The sequence below is a fragment of the Phycicoccus mangrovi genome (assembly GCF_018729305.1).
In the GTDB taxonomy this organism is placed as follows: Bacteria; Actinomycetota; Actinomycetes; order Actinomycetales; family Dermatophilaceae; genus Phycicoccus; species Phycicoccus jejuensis.
The window spans coordinates 196084-213153 of sequence record NZ_JAHHWP010000004.1; the positions used below are offsets into that span (position 1 = coordinate 196084).

Sequence of the window (17070 nt, forward strand, 5' to 3'; positions counted from 1 at the left end):
CATGCTCGCGGTCGTCGTCACCCTGCTCCTCCTCGTCGTCCTCGCCGTCGCCGTCCTCGGGATGGTGGCCGTCCCCGCCCGCCGGGCCGGTCGCGAGGTCCTCACGGAGCGCGGGACGGCCGCGGTCGCCGGTCTGCGCGAGCGCGCCGACCGTGGGGGCCGCCCGGCGGGGCAGGAGCCCGAGCGCGAGACCGTCGCCGCCTGAGCGCGTGGCGCCGCCCGGCTCCCGGTGTCCGCGGGGTGTGGTCGAATGAGGCGAACCCCGAGAGCGAAGGAGCCGCCCCGATGAGGTCCGGCATCGACATGGCCGGCGTCGACCAGACGGTCCGCCCGCAGGACGACCTGTTCGCGTTCGCCAACGGCAGCTGGCTGGCGCGCACGACCATCCCCGAGGACCGCGGGCGCTACGGCACGTTCGACGTGCTGCGCGAGGCGGCGGAGGAGCACGTCCGGACGATCATCGAGGAGACGGCCGCCGGGTCGCCCGCCGCCGGCACGGTCGCGGCCAAGGTCGGCGACCTCTACTCGAGCTTCATGGACGAGGCGCGCGTCGAGGCCCTCGGCGCGGCGCCGCTGCGGGGCGACCTCGAGCGGGTCGCCGCCGTCCGCGACGCCTCGGGCCTCATGGGCCTGCTCGGCGAGCTGGCCCGCGAGGGCGTCTTCGGGCCGGTCGTGCCCTTCGTCAACACCGACGACCGCGACCCCGACCGCTACGTCGTCTACCTCGAGCAGGCCGGCCTGGGCCTGCCCGACGAGTCCTACTACCGCGAGCCGCAGCACGCCGCCGTGCTCGAGGCCTACACCCCGCACGTCGCGCGGATGCTCGAGCTCGCCGGGTACCTCGGCGCGCAGGGTGCCGCCGAGCGCGTCGTCGCGCTCGAGACCCACCTCGCGTCCCACCACTGGGACAAGGTGACCAACCGCGACCCGGTCAAGACCTACACGCTCGTCGACCGCGCCGGCCTCGACGCGCTCGCCCCCGGCATCGACTGGGACGCCTTCCTCGCGGGGATGCAGGCCCCGGCCCGCACCTTCTCCGCGGTCGTCGTGCGCCAGCCCGGCTACCTCACCGCGCTCGGCGAGGCGCTCCACCACGAGCCGGTCGAGGCCTGGCGCGACTGGCTCGCCTGGCACGTCGTCCACGCGCACGCGCCCTACCTGTCCTCGGCCTTCGTCGAGGAGAACTTCGACTTCTACGGGCGCACCCTCTCGGGCGTCCCGCGGCTGCGCGACCGGTGGAAGCGCGCCGTCTCCCTCGTCGAGGACGCACTCGGCGAGGCCGTCGGGCAGCTCTACGTCGAGCGACACTTCCCGCCGCACGCCAAGGCGCGGATGCTCGAGCTCGTCGACAACGTCGTCGAGGCCTTCCGGCAGAGCCTGTCCGCCGTCCCGTGGATGGGGCCGGCGACCCGCGCCGAGGCCCTCGCCAAGCTCGAGGCGTTCACCCCGAAGATCGGCTACCCCGACCGCTGGCGAGACTACTCCGCGCTCCAGGTCGAGGCCGGCGACCTCCTCGGCAACGTCAAGCGGGCCAGCGCGTTCGAGGCCGAGCGCAACCTCGCCAAGCTCGGCGGCCCGGTCGACCGCACCGAGTGGTTCATGACGCCGCAGACGGTCAACGCCTACTACAACCCGGGGATGAACGAGATCGTCTTCCCCGCGGCGATCCTCCAGCCCCCGTTCTTCGACGTCGACGCCGACGACGCGGTCAACTACGGCGGCATCGGCGCGGTGATCGGTCACGAGATCGGGCACGGCTTCGACGACTCCGGCTCGCAGTTCGACGGACGCGGCGAGCTGCGCGACTGGTGGACCGCCGAGGACCGCGAGCGGTTCCAGGCGCTCGCGGACGCGCTCATCGGGCAGTTCTCCGTCCTCGAGACCCGTGACGCGCCCGGCACGCCGGTCAACGGGGCGCTGACCGTCGGCGAGAACATCGGCGACCTCGGCGGCCTGACGATCGGCCACTCCGCCTACCGGATCTCGCTCGGCGGGCAGGACGCGCCCGAGCTCGACGGCTTCACCGGCGACCAGCGCTTCTTCCTCGGCTGGGCGCAGGTCTGGCGGGGGATGGCCCGCGCCGCCGAGGCCGAGCGCCTGCTCGCCGTCGACCCGCACAGCCCGATGGACCTGCGCGCCAACGCGGCGCGCAACCTCACGGCCTTCCACGAGGCCTTCGGGACGCAGCCGGGCGACGGGATGTTCCTCCCGGAGGCGGAGCGGGTCACCATCTTCTGAGGTGGGGGCGCCCGCCCGGTTTGGGCTGTGCCGGTCGCCTTGACAGGATGGCCGGGTGACTGACTCGATCCTCACCTACGTCGGCATCGCCGTCGCCGTCCTCGTCGTCGTCGGGGGCGTGGTCCTCGGCCTCGTCCGCGGCCGCGGCGGCGCCGAGCGAGACCTCGAGGCGCCCGAGCGCGCCGACGCGCCGGGCACGCCCGGCCCGGCCGACGCCGAGCTCGCGCCGGACGGGGCGATCGGGACGATCGAGCACCCGGGCGAGGTCGTCGAGGAGGAGCCGCCCGCCCCGGCGCCGGCCCCCACCCCGACGGTCCCGACCGTCGAGACCCCGGAGGCCCCGGCCGGCCGGCTGCACCGCCTCCGGGCGCGCCTCGCGCGCTCCAACACGGCGATCGGCCGCGGCCTGCTCGCGCTGCTCGCGGGCGGGAAGCTCGACGACGCCGCGTGGGAGGAGGTCGAGGACACCCTCCTCGCCGCCGACCTCGGGGTCGCCGCGACGACCGAGCTCGTCGACGCCCTGCGCACCCGCGTCGCCGTCGAGGGCGCCGCCGACGAGGCGGCCGTCCGCCGCCTCCTGCGCGAGGAGCTGCTCGCCCTCGTCGACCCGTCGATGGACCGCTCGCTCGCCGACGAGCGCGTCGGCGACCGCCCGGCGTGCATCCTCGTCGTCGGCGTCAACGGCACCGGCAAGACGACGACCGTCGGCAAGCTGGCCCGCGTGCTCGTGGCCGAGGACAAGGACGTCGTCCTCGGCGCCGCCGACACCTTCCGCGCCGCCGCCGCCGACCAGCTCGAGACGTGGGGCGGGCGCGTCGGCGTCCCGACCGTGCGCTCGGACCGCGACGGCGCCGACCCGGCCTCGGTCGCCTTCGACGCCGTCAAGGCCGCCGCGGAGCTCGAGGCCGACGTCGTGCTCGTCGACACCGCGGGCCGCCTCCAGAACAAGACCGGCCTCATGGACGAGCTCGGCAAGGTCAAGCGCGTCATCGAGAAGCAGAGCCCGGTCGACGAGGTCCTCCTCGTCCTCGACGCGACGACCGGCCAGAACGGCATGAAGCAGGCCGAGGTCTTCGCGCAGGTCGTCGGCATCACCGGCATCGTGCTCACCAAGCTCGACGGCACCGCCAAGGGCGGCATCGTCGTCGCCGTGCAGCGCGCGCTCGGCGTGCCGGTCAAGCTCGTCGGGCTCGGCGAGGGTCCGGACGACCTCGCGCCGTTCGACGCCGAGGCCTTCGTCGACGCGATCATCGACTGACGCCGCCGCCACCCGCCACCCGCCGCGGCGCCGCGCCCGGCTCAGACCGAGCAGGCCGGCGTCCCGCCGGGCAGCCGGTGCCGGTTGCGCGCGACCCAGAAGTAGGCGGCCCGCGCCGCCTGGCGCACCCCCGGCACGAATACGAGCGCCCCGAGCGGGCGCACCCACGGCCGCGACGCGAGCAGCGCCCGCGCGACGGCGTCCTGCGCCGACGAGACCCTGCCGTCGGCCGCGACCCACTGGACGGCCTCGGTGCACGCCTGCTCGGTGACCCCGAGCGGCCCGAGCTCGACCCGCTGCCAGGGCTCCACCGCGTAGTCGGCGGGGGAGCGGCGCAGCCGCAGGAGCACGCGCACCGACGAGCTGCAGAAGGCGCAGTCGCCGTCGAAGAGCAGGACCGGCAGCCGGGGCGTCACGGGGGCGGGCACCACTCCATCGTCGCACCGGGTCTCACGATGCGGGACCGGGCGGACGGCGAAACGCGTTCCTTACACGGACGCCGATCCCGCAACACCGGCGTAACAGGACACGGCAGGTCGTGAAACCCGGGGCCGTGACAGTACTGGTCCATGAGCACGACACTCCTCCCGCTGGCAGACGCTGCGGAGACCGTCGACTACGCGTCGGCGGGGTTCCTCATCCTCTGCGCCTCCCTCGTCCTCCTCATGACCACCCCGGGCCTCGCGCTGTTCTACGGCGGCCTGACCCGGTCCAAGTCGGTCCTCAACATGATGATGATGTCCTTCGGCGCCATGGGCGTCGTCGGCATCGTCTACGTCCTCTGGGGCTACTCGATGTCCTTCGGCTCCGAGGACGTGGGCGGCATCATCGCCAACCCGTTCGAGAAGTTCGGCCTCGCCGGCACCGACGGGATCGTCAACCCCTTCGGCTACGAGGGCTACGGGAACATCCCCGAGCTCGCCTTCGTCGGCTTCCAGCTGACCTTCGCCGTCATCACCGTCGCCCTCATCAGCGGCGCCGTGGCCGACCGCGTCAAGTTCTCCACCTGGATGGTCTTCTCGGGCCTCTGGGTGACCCTCGCCTACTTCCCGATCGCCCACATGGTGTGGGGCGGCGGCCTGCTCTCCGGCGCCGAGACGAGCCTCTCGTCGCTCGTCTTCGGCTCGACCGACGGCGCCGCGAACGTCGCGCCGATCGACTTCGCCGGCGGCACGGTCGTCCACATCAACGCCGGCATGGCGGGTCTCGTCCTCGCCCTCGTCGTCGGCGTCCGGGTCGGCTTCGGCAAGGTGCCGATGCGCCCGCACAACGTCCCGCTCGTGATGATCGGCGCCGGCCTGCTGTGGTTCGGCTGGTTCGGGTTCAACGCGGGCTCCGAGCTCGCCCCCGACGGCACCGCGGCCCTCGTCTGGGTCAACACGACCGTCGCGACCTGCGCGGCGATGATGGGCTGGCTGCTCCTGGAGAAGATCCGCGACGGCCACGCCACCTCCGTCGGCGCCGCGTCCGGTGTCGTCGCCGGCCTCGTCGCCATCACCCCGGCCTGTGGTGCCCTCTCGCCCCTCGGCTCGATCGTCCTCGGCCTCGTCGCCGGCGCCCTGTCGGCCTACGCGGTCGGCCTGAAGTTCAAGTTCGGCTTCGACGACTCGCTCGACGTCGTCGGCGTCCACCTCGTCGCCGGCCTCTGGGGCACCATCGGCGCCGGCCTGCTCTCCACGAGCACCGGCCTCTTCTACGGTGGTGGCGTGCAGCAGACCGTCGTCCAGGTCCTCGTCGCGCTCGCCTCGCTCGTCGTCTCGGGTGTCGTCACCCTCGTCATCGCCCTGGCGCTCAAGGCGACGATGGGCTGGCGCATCCCGGAGGACGTCGAGGTCGCCGGCATCGACCAGGCCGAGCACGCCGAGTCCGCCTACGAGCTCGCGACCCGCGGCGGCCGCCTCGGCGGGGCCACCCCCGCCCCCGGCGCCACCCGCAGCAGCGAGAGCCTCGACCTCGAAGGAGCCAAGTGATGAAGCTCGTCACCGCCATCATCAAGCCGCACCAGCTCGACGAGGTGAAGGAGGCCCTCGAGGCCTTCGGCATCCAGGGCATGACCATCAGCGAGGCCCAGGGCTACGGTCGCCAGCGCGGGCACAGCGAGGTCTACCGCGGCGCGGAGTACACCGTGGACTTCGTCCCGAAGACCCGCCTCGAGGTCCTCGTCGACGACATGGACGCCAGCTCGGTCGTCGACGTCGTCCTCAAGGCCGCGCAGACCGGCCGCATCGGTGACGGGAAGGTCTGGGTGACGCCCGTCGAGGAGGTCGCCCGGGTCCGCACCGGGGAGCGCGGGGTCGAGGCGATCTGAGCGATGGCCACCTCCTCGAGCGACATCGGCTCCCGGAGGCTCGACCTGGCCGGCACCCGCGACTTCGCCGTCGCCGGTGCCGGCCGGGCGCGCCGGGAGGCCCTGTCCACCTTCAACCGCGAGTGGCTCGCCGAGGTCTGGCGCTCCGCGACCGGCGGGGTGCGCCTCGAGGGGGTGGCCCTGGCCGCCGTCGGGAGCCTCGGGCGCGGTGACGCCGGGCCCCTCTCCGACTACGACCTCGTCCTCCTGCACTCCGAGCGCTCCCTGCCGGCCAAGGAGCTCACCGCCCTCGCCGACCGGGTCTGGTACCCGATCTGGGACGCCGGGGTGCGCCTGGACCACAGCGTCCGCACGGTCACCCAGTGCCGCCAGGTGGCGGCCGCCGACCTCACCGCGGCCGTCGGGATGCTTGACCTCGCCGCGGTGGCGGGCGACGCCGAGCTCGTGACCGCCGCCCGCTCCACCGTCGCCCACGACTGGCGTGGCAACGCCCGCAAGCGCCTGCCGCAGCTCGTCGAGGCGCTCGGCTCGCGGCACGCCCGCCAGGGCGACCTCGCGCAGTCCATCGAGCCCGAGCTCAAGGAGGCCCACGGCGGCCTCCGCGACATGACCGTCCTCGCCGCGCTCGCCGAGGCCTGGCTCGCCGACCGGCCGCACGGGGGCGTCGACCGCGCCCACGAGCTGCTCCTCGACGTCCGCGACGCGGTCCACGTCGTGACCGGTCGCGGCCGTGACCGCCTCGGGCGCGAGGACCACGACGCCGTCGCCGCGCTGCTCGGCTTCCCGGACGCCGACGACCTGCTGACCGCCGTCTCCGGCGCCGGCCGGCTCATCGCCTACGCGCTCGACGGCACCGTGCGCCGCGCCGGTCAGTCGCAGCGCGCCCGCACGCTGCGGGTCGGCCCGCGCCGCCCGCAGATGACCCCGCTCGGCCACGGCTTCTTCGCGAGCGACGGCGAGGTCGTCCTCGGCTCCTCGCGCCTGGCCGAGACCGACGACGGGATGGCGCTGCGCGCCGGGGTCGTCGCCGCGCGCGCCGGCCTGCCGGTCGCCCCGACGACCCTCGAGAACCTCGCCTCCCACGTGCCCGCGCTGCCGGAGCCGTGGCCGCCGGCCGCGCGCGACCTGCTCGGTGACCTTCTCGCCTCCGGGCCGGGGCTCGTCACCGTCTGGGAGGGCCTGGACCAGGTCGGCGTCGTCGAGCAGTGGCTGCCCGAGTGGGCCGCCGTCCGCTCGCGCCCGCAGCGCAACGCCGTGCACCGGCACACGGTCGACCGGCACCTCGTCGAGACCGTCGTCCGGGCGGCCGGGCTGGTGCGGCGCACCTCGCGTCCGGACCTGCTCCTCGTCGCCGCGCTGCTCCACGACATCGGCAAGGTCCGTGGCGCGCACGACCACTCGGTGACCGGCGCGGAGACGACGCGCACCGTCGCGACCCGGTGGGGCTTCCCGCCGCGCGACGTCGAGGTCCTCGTCACGCTCGTGCGCGAGCACCTGACGCTCATCGAGCTCGCGACCCGGCGCGACCACCAGGACCCGGCCACCGTCGACGCCGCCGTCGAGGCCGTCGGCGGCGACCGCGAGGTGCTCGAGCTGCTGCTCGCGCTCTCGGAGGCCGACGCCTCGGCCGCCGGCCCGCTCGCGTGGACCGACTGGCGCTCGACCCTGCTGGACCAGCTGGCGAACGCCGTCCGGGCGCGCCTCGACGCACCACAGCCGGTCCCGGCCGCCGCGGGGGCCGAGGCGCCGTCCGGGCCCGGCGCGCTCGACCCCGACGTCGCGGCCGCGGTGCGCGCCGGCGAGCCGCGGGTCACCGTCGTCTCGGGTGGCGGGTCGCACCGCCTCGACATCGTCGACCTCGACCGGGTCGGGCTGTTCGCCGACACCGCGGGGCTGCTCGCCGCCGAGGGCCACACCGTGCGCACGGCCATCCTGCGCACCGTCGACGGCATCGCCATCGACGAGTGGCACGTCGAGTCGCCCTCGGGCGCCGTCCCCGACCCCGAGCGGATCGTCCGCGGCCTCGCCCGGCTCGGCCGTGGCGACCGGGCGCCGCTGCAGACCCTCGACCGCCGCCGCGCCCACCTGCCGCGGCCCTCGCGGGAGTCGGGCATCGGCTCGCCGGGCCAGGCGCGGGCGCTCGTCGTGCCCGGCGCCAGCACCGAGGCGACCGTGCTCGAGGTGCGGGCGCAGGACCGGCCGGGGCTGCTCCACGAGCTCGGGGCGGCGCTCGCCGGTGCGGGGATGTCGGTCCGCTCGGCGCACATCGCGACCTACGCGGGGCAGACGCTCGACACCTTCTACCTCACCGGCGCCGACGGGCTGCCGCTGCCGCCGGCCCGGGTGGCCCAGGCGGTCAGCCTCGTCATCGACACGTGCGACGGGGTCGGCCCGGCCTGACCCCCGGTCACACCCGCCACGCGAGTATCGGGTGACCCGATACCGCTGCGCTTTCCCCGAGTACCGTTGTCGGGTGAAGCGCGGTCGTATCGGGTGACCCGATACGCGTGAGGTCTCGGGGGTGCGGGCCCTGGTGGCGCGGGTCTCGGTCCGGCGGGGCGTCCACCAGTCGTTAGGCTGTGCCGGTGTTCACGAGCCTGTCCGACCGCCTGACCGAGACCTTCCGCAACCTGCGGACCAAGGGCCGCCTCAGCGAGTCCGACGTCAACAGGACGGTGCGCGACATCCGCCTCGCGCTCCTCGACGCCGACGTCGCCCTGCCGGTCGTCAAGGCCTTCACCGGCAGCGTGCGCGAGCGCGCCCTCGGGGCGGAGGTGAGCGAGGCGCTCAACCCGGCGCAGCAGGTCGTCAAGATCGTCAACGAGGAGCTCGTCGGCATCCTCGGCGGCGAGACGCGCAGCATCCGCTTCGCCAAGCAGCCGCCGACCGTCATCATGCTCGCCGGCCTCCAGGGCTCGGGCAAGACGACCCTCGCGGGCAAGCTCGCCTTCTGGCTTAAGGAGCAGGGGCACACCCCGATGCTCGTCGCGGCCGACCTCCAGCGCCCGAACGCCGTCACCCAGCTCGAGGTCGTCGGCCAGCGCGCCGGCGTGCCGGTCTACGCGCCCGAGCGCGGCAACATCGCCGGCCACGACGTCGTCGGCGGCGACATCGAGGGCACCCGCTCGCACGGCGACCCGGTCCGAGTATCGCGCGACGGCATCGCCGAGGCCCGCGCCCGCCAGCACGACGTCGTCATCGTCGACACCGCGGGCCGCCTCGCCGTCGACGCCGACCTCATGCAGCAGGCCGCCGACATCCGCGCGGCGATCCAGCCCGACGAGGTCCTCTTCGTCATCGACGCGATGATCGGCCAGGCGGCCGTCGAGACCGCCGAGGCCTTCCTCGAGGGCGTCGACTTCACCGGGGTCGTCCTCTCCAAGCTCGACGGCGACGCCCGCGGTGGCGCGGCGCTCTCGGTCGCGTCGGTCACCGGCCGGCCGATCATGTTCGCCTCGACCGGTGAGAACACCAAGGACTTCGAGGTCTTCCACCCCGACCGGATGGCCTCGCGCATCCTCGACATGGGTGACGTCCTCACCCTCATCGAGCAGGCCGAGAAGGCGTTCGACCGCACCCAGGCCGCCGAGATGGAGCGCAAGTTCCTCGCGGCCGAGGACTTCACGTTCGACGACTTCCTCCAGCAGATGGCCGCCATCAAGAAGATGGGGTCCCTCAAGTCGATCCTCGGGATGATGCCGGGGATGGGCCAGATGAAGGCCCAGCTCGACGCCTTCGACGAGCGCGAGTTCGACCGGGTCGAGGCGATGGTCCGCTCGATGACCCCGTTCGAGCGCAACCACCCCAAGCAGATCAACGGCTCGCGCCGCGCCCGCATCGCCAAGGGCTCGGGCGTCACCACGTCCGAGGTCAACCAGCTGCTCGAGCGCTTCGGCGAGGCGCAGAAGATGATGAAGCAGCTCGCGAAGGGCGGCGGCATCCCCGGCATGCCCGGGATGGGCTCCGGCCCCGGCAAGCGCGGCCGCCAGCAGGCGCCGCAGCGCAAGAAGTCCAAGTCGGGCAACCCGGCCAAGCGGGCGGCCGAGGAGCGCGCCGCGGCGCAGAAGGCCGCGCAGGCCCCGCCCTCGGGCGCGAGCTTCGGCGGCGGCGGCGACCTCGACCCCGCCGCGTTCGACCCGGCGAACCTGCCGAAGGGCTTCGACAAGTTCCTCGGGAAGTGACCACCGCCGGCCTGAACACGCTCGCGGTCGGCACCGACGGCCCGCGGGTCGCGTTCCTCCACGGGCTCTTCGGCCAGGGCCGCAACTGGACCCAGATCGCCAAGGCCCTCGCCGGCCCGGACGGCACGGGGGCGCGCTGCCTGCTCGTCGACCTGCCCGACCACGGGCGCTCGCCGTGGAGCGAGGAGTTCTCCTACGAGGGCTACGCGGCGGCCGTCGCGGCGACCCTCGCCGAGGCCGCGCCGGGGGAGCGCTGGGTCGTCGTCGGCCACAGCCTCGGCGGCAAGGTCTCGATGGTCCTCGCGCTGCGGCACCCCGAGCTGCTCGCGAGCCTCGTCGTCGTCGACATCGCCCCGAAGGGCTACGGCGACCTCGACCGCTTCCGGGGCTACATCGACGAGATGCACGCCCTGCCGCTCGCCGAGCTGACCAGCCGTGCGGACGCCGAGGTGCGCTTCCGCGAGCCCGACCCCGGTGTCAAGGCCTTCCTCCTGCAGAACCTGCGGCGGCACGGCAGCGACTGGTCGTGGCAGGCCAACCTCGCGCTCGTGCGCGCCGACGCCGAGCGGGGGAGCGCCTCGCTCATCGCCGACTTCCCGGACCTCGGGGACGCGGTGTGGGACGGCCCCGTCGTCTGGCTGGCCGGCTCCGAGTCCGGGTACGTCCGTCCCGACGACGTCCCGGGGATGCGCGCGCACTTCCCGAAGGTGCGCCTCGTGACGGTCAAGGGCGCCGCCCACTGGGTGCACACCGACGCGCCGCAGGTCGTCGTCGAGACGCTGCGCCGCGTCGTCCGCTCCGTCAGCCCCTGACGGCCGGGTCCGGGTCCGGCACGTCGTCGATGCTCCGGACGCGCAGCACCGGGCTGCCGACGAGCCAGAGGACGGCCAGCGCCGCGACGAGGGCCGCCAGGGCGATGGCCGGTCCCGTCCCGACGAGCCCGGCGAGCGCGCCGCCGAGCAGCGCCCCGAGGGGCCGCACGCCGTAGTTGACGGTCGTGAAGGCGCCCTGGACCCGGGCACGGACGGCGTCCGGGATGGACGCCACCATCACCGCGTTGACGTTGACGTCGAAGAGCATCACGCCGAAGCCGGTCACCGCCTCGACCGCGGCGAGCACCGACGCCTTCGCGAGGTCCGACCCGTCGGCCAGGACCAGCGCGGAGGTCGGCACCGTGAAGAGCAGCAGCCCGACGACGCCGGTGCGACCGATCCCGAGGCGGCGCGAGACCCGTCCCGCGACGACCGCGCCGAGCAGCCCGCCCGAGGCGCCGAGCCCGAGGGCCAGCCCGATCGTGCCGGCGGACAGCCCGAGCTCGCGGCTGGCGAAGACCACGAGCAGGGCCTGCACGACGAAGGTGAAGAGGTTGACCCACGAGACGCAGCGCAGCAGCGGGGCGAGGATCGGGTCGCGCCAGACGTACCGCATCCCGTCGACCACGCGCCGGCGGAGCGACGAGCCGTCGTCCGGGGCGGGCTCGCGGTCGGGCACGTCGGCGGTGCGCAACAGGCCCGCGGAGGCGAGGAAGGAGAGGCCGTCGACGACGAGCGCGTACGGAGCGGTGAGCAGCTGGACGAGGCCGCCGCCCAGCGCCGGCCCGGCGACGAACGAGCCCGAGCGGGTCGCGGCGAAGTGCCCGTTGGCCTCGACGTAGCGCTCGCGGGGCACGAGCGCGACGAAGAACGGCTGCCAGGCGGAACGGAAGAGGGTCGACCACGCGCCGAGCAGCAGGGCGACGGCGAGGAGGTGGCCGAAGGTCAGCGCCCCCAGCGCGGCGGCGACCGGGACGGTGAGGACGACGAGTGCGCGGGCCAGGTCGGCGGTGACGAGCAGCGCGCGGGGCCGGGGCCGCCGGTCGACCCAGGTGCCGACGAGCAGCGCCAGGAGGTTGGGGAGCCAGACGACCGCCGTGAGCAGGGCGACCCGCGAGGCGCTCTCGTCGAGGACGGTGACCGCGACGAGCGGGACGGCCAGCTCCGAGACGCGGTCGCCGAGCTCGGACACCGTCTGCGCCCCCCACGCGGTGGCGAACCGCCGGCCGCGCCAGAGCGGGGCGGTCGGTGCGAGGGGCGGGGCGCCGGTCATGCTCAGCCGTCGCGCTCGGGCATCACGTGCCGCAGGACGTGGACGAGGCGGGCGTCGTCGGAGGCGGAGGAGGGGTCGGTCTTGCGGTGGACGTAGGGCGCGAGCAGCTCCTCCCAGGCGGCCTCGAGCGCCACGAGCTCCTCGCGGGTGACGAGCACGCGGGTGCTCGAGCGCCCGGCGACCTCCTGCCACGCGAGGGGCAGGGCGGGCTCGGTGTCGCGGTGCCAGTCACCGACGACGTCGCCCTCGACCTCCTCGACGACGCGGGCGAGGGCGCGGCCGGCCTCCAGGGCGCCGGGGCCGTCGGCGGTCAGCCGGTAGCCCCGGCTCGCGGCCTCCCACCAGCGCTCGCGCCCGGACCCCGGCACCACCGCGTCGCGGACCATCCCGTGCTCGGCGAGGTGGCGCAGGTGCCAGCTCGTGACCGACGGCGTCGCGCCGACGGTGGGGGAGAGGCGGGTCGCCGTCGAGGGGCCGTGGCGCTGCAGCTCGCCGAGGAGGCGGACGCGCACCGGGTGGGCGAGGGCCCGCATCCCGCGGGCGTCGAGCTCGAGGTCGTCGTACGCGTTGGCCATGCCCGGCCTCCTCCCTGATCTGAGAGGACCGTATCGAGAGAGTTCTCTCACGTCAACGGACGTTGCGCGTTGGCTAGGGTCGGCGCATGGCATCGGTGCTGCACCTCACGGGACCCGTCCTCGTCGGCCGCGAGGAGGAGCGGCCCGAGGCGTGGGTGCTCGGCGGCCGGCTCACCTTCGAGCGCCCGGCGGGGGACCACGACGTCACGACGATCGCGGGATGGGTGCTGCCCGGCCTCGTCGACGCCCACTGCCACGTCGGCCTCGTCGCCACCGGCGCGACGGACGCCGTGACGGCCGAGGCGCAGGCCACGACCGACCGCGACGCCGGGACGCTGCTCATCCGGGACGCCGGCTCGCCGAGCGACACCCGCTGGGTCGACGACCGTGCCGACCTGCCGCGGATCATCCGCGCGGGGCGGCACATCGCCCGCACGCGGCGCTACATCCGCAACTTCGCGTGGGAGGTCGAGCCCGACGAGCTGGTCGAGCGCGTCCGGCTCGAGGCGCGCGCCGGCGACGGATGGGTGAAGCTCGTCGGCGACTGGATCGACCGCGAGGCGGGCGACCTCACGCCGTGCTGGCCGGTCGACGTCCTCACCGAGGCGGTGGCCGCGGCCCACGAGGAGGGCGCCCGGGTCACGGCGCACTGCTTCGGCGAGCAGAGCCTGCACGACTTCGCCGCCGCGGGCACCGACTGCATCGAGCACGCGACCGGGCTCGTCCCCGAGAGCATCGACGCCTTCGCCCGGCGGGGCATCGCGATCGTGCCGACGCTCGTCAACATCGACACCTTCCCCCAGATCGCCGCGCCGGCCCGCGAGAAGTTCCCCGACTACCACCGGCACATGCTCGACCTCCACGCCCGCCGGTACGAGACGGTCGCGGCTGCGCACGAGGCCGGCGTGCCGGTCTACGTCGGCACCGACGCCGGCGGATCGCTGCCCCACGGCCTCGCCGGCCAGGAGGTGGAGCGGCTGACCCGCTGCGGGTTCTCGGCGCTCGACGCCGTCGACGCCGCGACCTGGTCGGCCCGCGCGTGGCTCGATCGGCCCGGGCTGGAGGAGGGGGCCGAGGCCGACCTCGTCGTCTACGCCGAGGACCCGCGGGCCGACGTCGGGGTGCTGGGGCACCCCGTGGCCGTCGTGCTCCGCGGGTCCGTCGTCGGCTGAGCGGGCCTCAGCCGCGCGGGGCGGCCTCGGGGTCCGTCGCGTCCTCGAGGTCGGCCAGGTCGCGGTCGAGCTCGCGGTCCAGCCGCGCCTCCTCGGCCCGCTCGGCGCGGTGCGCCCGCAGCGACCAGGCGACGGCCGCGGCCCACACGAGGTAGAGGACGGCGTACACGGCCCAGCGGGTGCCCTCGGACGCGTCGACCCAGTCGCTCTTGAGGATCGTCCGGGTGTTGGTGAGGACGATGACGCCGCCGACGGCCGAGCCCAGGACGCGCGGCGGCACGTGCCGCACGAGCCACGCGGCGATGGGCGCCGCGACGAGACCGCCCGCAAGCAGGGCGAGGACCCAGGCGAAGTCGATGTCCTCCGACCCCAGGGCGAGGAGGAAGCCGAGGCTCGCGGCGACGGAGACGAGGAACTCGCTCGTGTCGATCGAGCCGACGACCTTGCGGGGCTCGAGGCGGCCGCTCGCGAGGATCGCGGGCGTGCCGACCGGGCCCCAGCCACCGCCGCCGGTGGAGTCGACGAAGCCGGCGACGAGGCCGAGCGGCGCGAGGAAGCGCGAGCGCAGCGGGTGGCCGAGGCGGTCCTTGCGCAGGCCCTTGACGGTGAAGCGGACGAGCACATAAACGCCGAGCGTCAGGAGGATGAGCGACATGACCGGCGCCGCGACGGAGGTGTCGAGGCTGGAGAGGAAGGTCGCGCCGGCGAAGGCGCCGACCGCGCCCGGGATGCCGATCTTCAGGACGACCCGCCAGTCGACGTTGCCGAACTTCCAGTGCGAGGCGCCGGAGGCGAGCGTCGTGCCGATCTCGGCGAGGTGGACGGTCGCGGACGCCGCGGCGGGGTTGGTGCCGATGGCGAGCAGCAGGGTCGTCGAGGTGACCCCGTACGCCATGCCGAGCGACCCGTCGACGAGCTGGGCGCCCAGACCGACGAGGGCGAGGAGAACGAGACGCCGCACGGCGACCCCCTGCGAATAGATGAAACCTAGCGGATAAGTAGGGAATATAGGGATGAGGGGGCACGGCGCGCAAGGGTTTCCCGGAACCCGGACCGGTGGCGCCCGGGTGGAAGGATGACGGCGTGGACATCTCCGCCCGCGCCGACTACGCCGTCCGTGCCCTCCTCGTGCTCGCCGAGGACCCGACGGCGGACCGGGCCCACCCGTCCGACGAGCTCGCGCGGCGGGCCGGTGTCCCGGCCAAGTTCCTCGAGGCGATCCTCGGCGACCTGCGCCGCGCGGGGTTCGTCTCGAGCCGGCGCGGCAGCTCCGGCGGCTACCTCCTCGCCCGCCCCCCGGCCGAGATCACGCTGGGGGAGGTGCTGCGCACCGTCGACGGCCCGCTCGCCGAGGTGCGGGGGCAGCGGCCGCACGAGACGCACTACGAGGGCTCCGCCGAGCACCTCGCGACGGTGTGGGTGGCGGCGCGGGCCGCTCTGCGCCGGGTCCTCGACGAGACGACGCTGGACCAGGTCCTCGAGGGACGCCTGCCCGAGCACGTGCGCGCCATGGCCGAGCTGCCCGACGCGTGGGAGAGCCGCTGACCGGGCCGATTCGGCCGCGGGCGCGTCAGCCGCGCTCGCGGGCGGCGTACTCGTCGAGGGTGGCGCCCCACTGCCGCTGGACCAGGCGGTGCAGCGGGGTGTGGTGGACCAGGAGGATGACGACGCGCTGGCGCCTGACGTCGGTCGAGGTCCAGCCGGCGCGCACCCGGCTGCCCCCCGCGACGTCGGGGGTGGCCCGCACCCAGCCGTCCCCGCCGCCTCCGTAGCTCGCGTCGGTGACCGTCCAGCGCACGACGTCGGGATCGGACCAGTCGTAGCGGCACACGACCCACACCGGTGACCGCGGGCTGCTCTCCCGGGCCTCGGCACAGTCGGCTCCCTCGCCCCGCAGCTCGTAGGTGGCGGGGTCGAGCGTGCGGTGCCAGGTGCGCAGCCGGCGGTCGGAGAAGTCGGTGAAGGCGCGTCGGACCTGCTCGGGGGAGGCCGACGTGCGCAGGTCGATCCGCACGGTCAGCCGGCCGGGGCGGAGGGGGCGGGTCGAAGGCGGGCGCGCAAGGCCTCCGCGCCGTCGCCGGCCAGGCGGTCGAGGGCGGCCGGGCGCCCGGTCAGCAGCAGGAGCAGCGCCCCGACCGGGCCGGCGACCTCGGGCCCGTCGCCGCGCACCCACTCGACGTCGGTCGCGCGCAGGCGGTGGCCGTCGAGCGGGAGGCGTCGGTTGACGGAGGCCAGCCACGACCGTCGCGTGTCCCACCGGCGCGTCGCGGCCAGGGCGCCGGGGCCGGGTCGCAGGTCCAGCGGCAGCCCGAGGGGGACCGCGACGTCCTGGCCGTGCACGAGCGCGTCGGTGAGCGTCTCGAGCGGCGTGACGAAGGCGTTGTACCGGCGCGACCCGATGCCCGCGCGGATGCGCGTCACCACCTCGTCGGTCGTCAGCTCGGCGGCGACGACACGCGCCGACTCGCGGATCGTGCCGTTGAGCCCGGGGTGGCGCCACGTCCGCGGATGACGGGCCAGGAGTGCGAGCAGGTCGCCGAGTGTCTGCGCCTGGAGGGTCAGGTGGGCCGCGACGTCGCGCACCGTCCATCCCTCGCACAGGGACGGGGTGTCCCACTGCTCGGGGGCGAGGCCCTCGAGCAGGGCGACGGTGCGCTCGCGCTGGTCGTCGACGCCCTGCCAGAGGGCGTCCAGCTCGGCGGCCGTCATCGGGTACCTCCGTCTAGGATGGTCCTACAGACGAACCAATATAGTTCGATCATCGGACCATGTGAAGGGGCCGGATGCCGGAGGAGCTGCCGACCAGCCTGCTGATGTTCATCGCCTCCCGCGCCGCGATCTCGCGCGTGCTCGAGGCGGTCCACGCGGCCGGCCACGACGACGTCACCGTGGCGCAGGCCCGCCTGCTCATGGGCGTCGACCCCGGGGGGACGCGCCTCAGCGTGCTCGCCGACCGTGCGCAGGTCGCCAAGCAGACGGCCACCGCCCTCGTCGACAAGCTCGAGCGCGCCGGCTACGTCGAGCGCGTCCGCGACCCCGCGGACGGCCGGGCGCGCCTCGTGCGCCTGACCGGGCGCGGCGAGGGCCTCGTCCCGCTCGCGCGCGCGGAGGAAGCGCGTATCGAGCAGGAGTGGGCGGCCCATCTCGGACCCCGGCGGACGGCCCGGCTGCGCGAGGCGCTCGAGCTGCTGCGCGAGGTCACCGACCCCTACCGCTGACCCCGCGCGCGGGCCGATTCGGCCGCGGGCGCGCG

Annotated in this window: 17 protein-coding genes; 11 read left to right on the top strand and 6 right to left on the bottom strand. The window is 74.8% G+C overall.

The genetic code is table 11. From position 1 onward, the window contains the following. Position 1 precedes the first annotated feature (1 nt). The 3 genes from KMZ30_RS02005 (at position 2) to ftsY (ending at position 3496) form a co-directional block, all read left to right on the top strand. Entirely contained in the window at positions 2–205 is a 204-nt protein-coding gene (locus tag KMZ30_RS02005) for a hypothetical protein (RefSeq protein ID WP_215511161.1), read from the top strand. An 80-nt stretch (positions 206–285) separates the two neighbouring features. Beyond that, positions 286–2238, top strand: coding sequence for a M13 family metallopeptidase (locus KMZ30_RS02010; protein WP_215511162.1), 1953 nt, complete (start codon positions 286–288; stop codon positions 2236–2238). Positions 2239–2293: 55 nt separating this feature from the next. Further along, positions 2294–3496 (top strand): signal recognition particle-docking protein FtsY, encoded by a 1203-nt coding sequence (gene ftsY, locus KMZ30_RS02015; protein ID WP_215511163.1) that lies wholly within the window; start codon positions 2294–2296, stop codon positions 3494–3496. A 41-nt stretch (positions 3497–3537) separates the two neighbouring features. Here the strand turns inward: ftsY and KMZ30_RS02020 are convergent, their stop codons facing one another. Beyond that, the gene (locus tag KMZ30_RS02020; protein ID WP_215511164.1) at positions 3538–3924 is read right to left on the bottom strand and encodes a thiol-disulfide oxidoreductase DCC family protein; all 387 of its coding nucleotides are present in this window, start codon (positions 3922–3924) and stop codon (positions 3538–3540) included. A gap of 141 nt (positions 3925–4065) precedes the next feature. On the opposite strand from KMZ30_RS02020, the gene KMZ30_RS02025 reads away from it, so the two are divergent. From KMZ30_RS02025 to KMZ30_RS02045, 5 genes are all read left to right on the top strand, one after another. Then, on the top strand, positions 4066–5466 hold the full coding sequence (locus tag KMZ30_RS02025) for an ammonium transporter (RefSeq protein WP_215511165.1): 1401 nt from the start codon (positions 4066–4068) through the stop codon (positions 5464–5466). Continuing rightward, positions 5466–5804, top strand: a complete 339-nt coding sequence (locus tag KMZ30_RS02030) for a P-II family nitrogen regulator (protein ID WP_030527957.1) — start codon at positions 5466–5468, stop codon at positions 5802–5804. Before KMZ30_RS02025 ends, KMZ30_RS02030 begins: the two co-directional genes overlap by 1 nt. A gap of 3 nt (positions 5805–5807) precedes the next feature. Beyond that, positions 5808–8204, top strand: a complete 2397-nt coding sequence (locus tag KMZ30_RS02035) for a [protein-PII] uridylyltransferase (protein ID WP_215511166.1) — start codon at positions 5808–5810, stop codon at positions 8202–8204. A gap of 185 nt (positions 8205–8389) precedes the next feature. Beyond that, positions 8390–9985 carry a signal recognition particle protein gene (gene ffh, locus KMZ30_RS02040; RefSeq protein WP_215511167.1) on the top strand — a complete coding sequence of 532 codons (1596 nt, stop codon included), beginning with the start codon at positions 8390–8392 and terminating at the stop codon, positions 9983–9985. Next, positions 9982–10797 (top strand): alpha/beta fold hydrolase, encoded by an 816-nt coding sequence (locus tag KMZ30_RS02045; protein ID WP_215511168.1) that lies wholly within the window; start codon positions 9982–9984, stop codon positions 10795–10797. Before ffh ends, KMZ30_RS02045 begins: the two co-directional genes overlap by 4 nt. On the opposite strand, the gene KMZ30_RS02050 is transcribed toward KMZ30_RS02045, so the two are convergent. Together KMZ30_RS02050 and KMZ30_RS02055 are read right to left on the bottom strand one after the other, a co-directional pair. Continuing rightward, on the bottom strand, positions 10787–12070 hold the full coding sequence (locus KMZ30_RS02050; RefSeq protein WP_215511169.1) for an MFS transporter: 1284 nt from the start codon (positions 12068–12070) through the stop codon (positions 10787–10789). The genes KMZ30_RS02045 and KMZ30_RS02050 overlap by 11 nt on opposite strands. A gap of 2 nt (positions 12071–12072) precedes the next feature. Beyond that, positions 12073–12645, bottom strand: coding sequence for a winged helix-turn-helix domain-containing protein (locus tag KMZ30_RS02055; RefSeq protein WP_215519844.1), 573 nt, complete (start codon positions 12643–12645; stop codon positions 12073–12075). 86 nt (positions 12646–12731) lie between these two features. On the opposite strand from KMZ30_RS02055, the gene KMZ30_RS02060 reads away from it, so the two are divergent. Continuing rightward, positions 12732–13817: an amidohydrolase family protein gene (locus KMZ30_RS02060; protein ID WP_215511171.1), complete on the top strand. Its 1086-nt coding sequence runs from the start codon at positions 12732–12734 to the stop codon at positions 13815–13817. Between the two features lie 7 nt (positions 13818–13824). Here the strand turns inward: KMZ30_RS02060 and KMZ30_RS02065 are convergent, their stop codons facing one another. Then, positions 13825–14778 (bottom strand): sulfite exporter TauE/SafE family protein, encoded by a 954-nt coding sequence (locus KMZ30_RS02065; RefSeq protein WP_215511172.1) that lies wholly within the window; start codon positions 14776–14778, stop codon positions 13825–13827. 122 nt (positions 14779–14900) lie between these two features. Here KMZ30_RS02065 and KMZ30_RS02070 point away from each other — a divergent pair, with 122 nt between their 5' ends. Continuing rightward, positions 14901–15362 (top strand): RrF2 family transcriptional regulator, encoded by a 462-nt coding sequence (locus KMZ30_RS02070; RefSeq protein WP_215511173.1) that lies wholly within the window; start codon positions 14901–14903, stop codon positions 15360–15362. Between the two features lie 25 nt (positions 15363–15387). On the opposite strand, the gene KMZ30_RS02075 is transcribed toward KMZ30_RS02070, so the two are convergent. Further along, entirely contained in the window at positions 15388–15831 is a 444-nt protein-coding gene (locus KMZ30_RS02075; RefSeq protein ID WP_215511174.1) for an SRPBCC family protein, read from the bottom strand. A gap of 2 nt (positions 15832–15833) precedes the next feature. Then, the gene (locus KMZ30_RS02080) at positions 15834–16526 is read right to left on the bottom strand and encodes a maleylpyruvate isomerase family mycothiol-dependent enzyme (protein ID WP_215511175.1); all 693 of its coding nucleotides are present in this window, start codon (positions 16524–16526) and stop codon (positions 15834–15836) included. Positions 16527–16600: 74 nt separating this feature from the next. Between KMZ30_RS02080 and KMZ30_RS02085 the strand changes: the two genes are divergently transcribed. Then, positions 16601–17035 (top strand): MarR family winged helix-turn-helix transcriptional regulator, encoded by a 435-nt coding sequence (locus KMZ30_RS02085; protein ID WP_226901534.1) that lies wholly within the window; start codon positions 16601–16603, stop codon positions 17033–17035. The last annotated feature ends 35 nt before the right edge of the window (positions 17036–17070 follow it).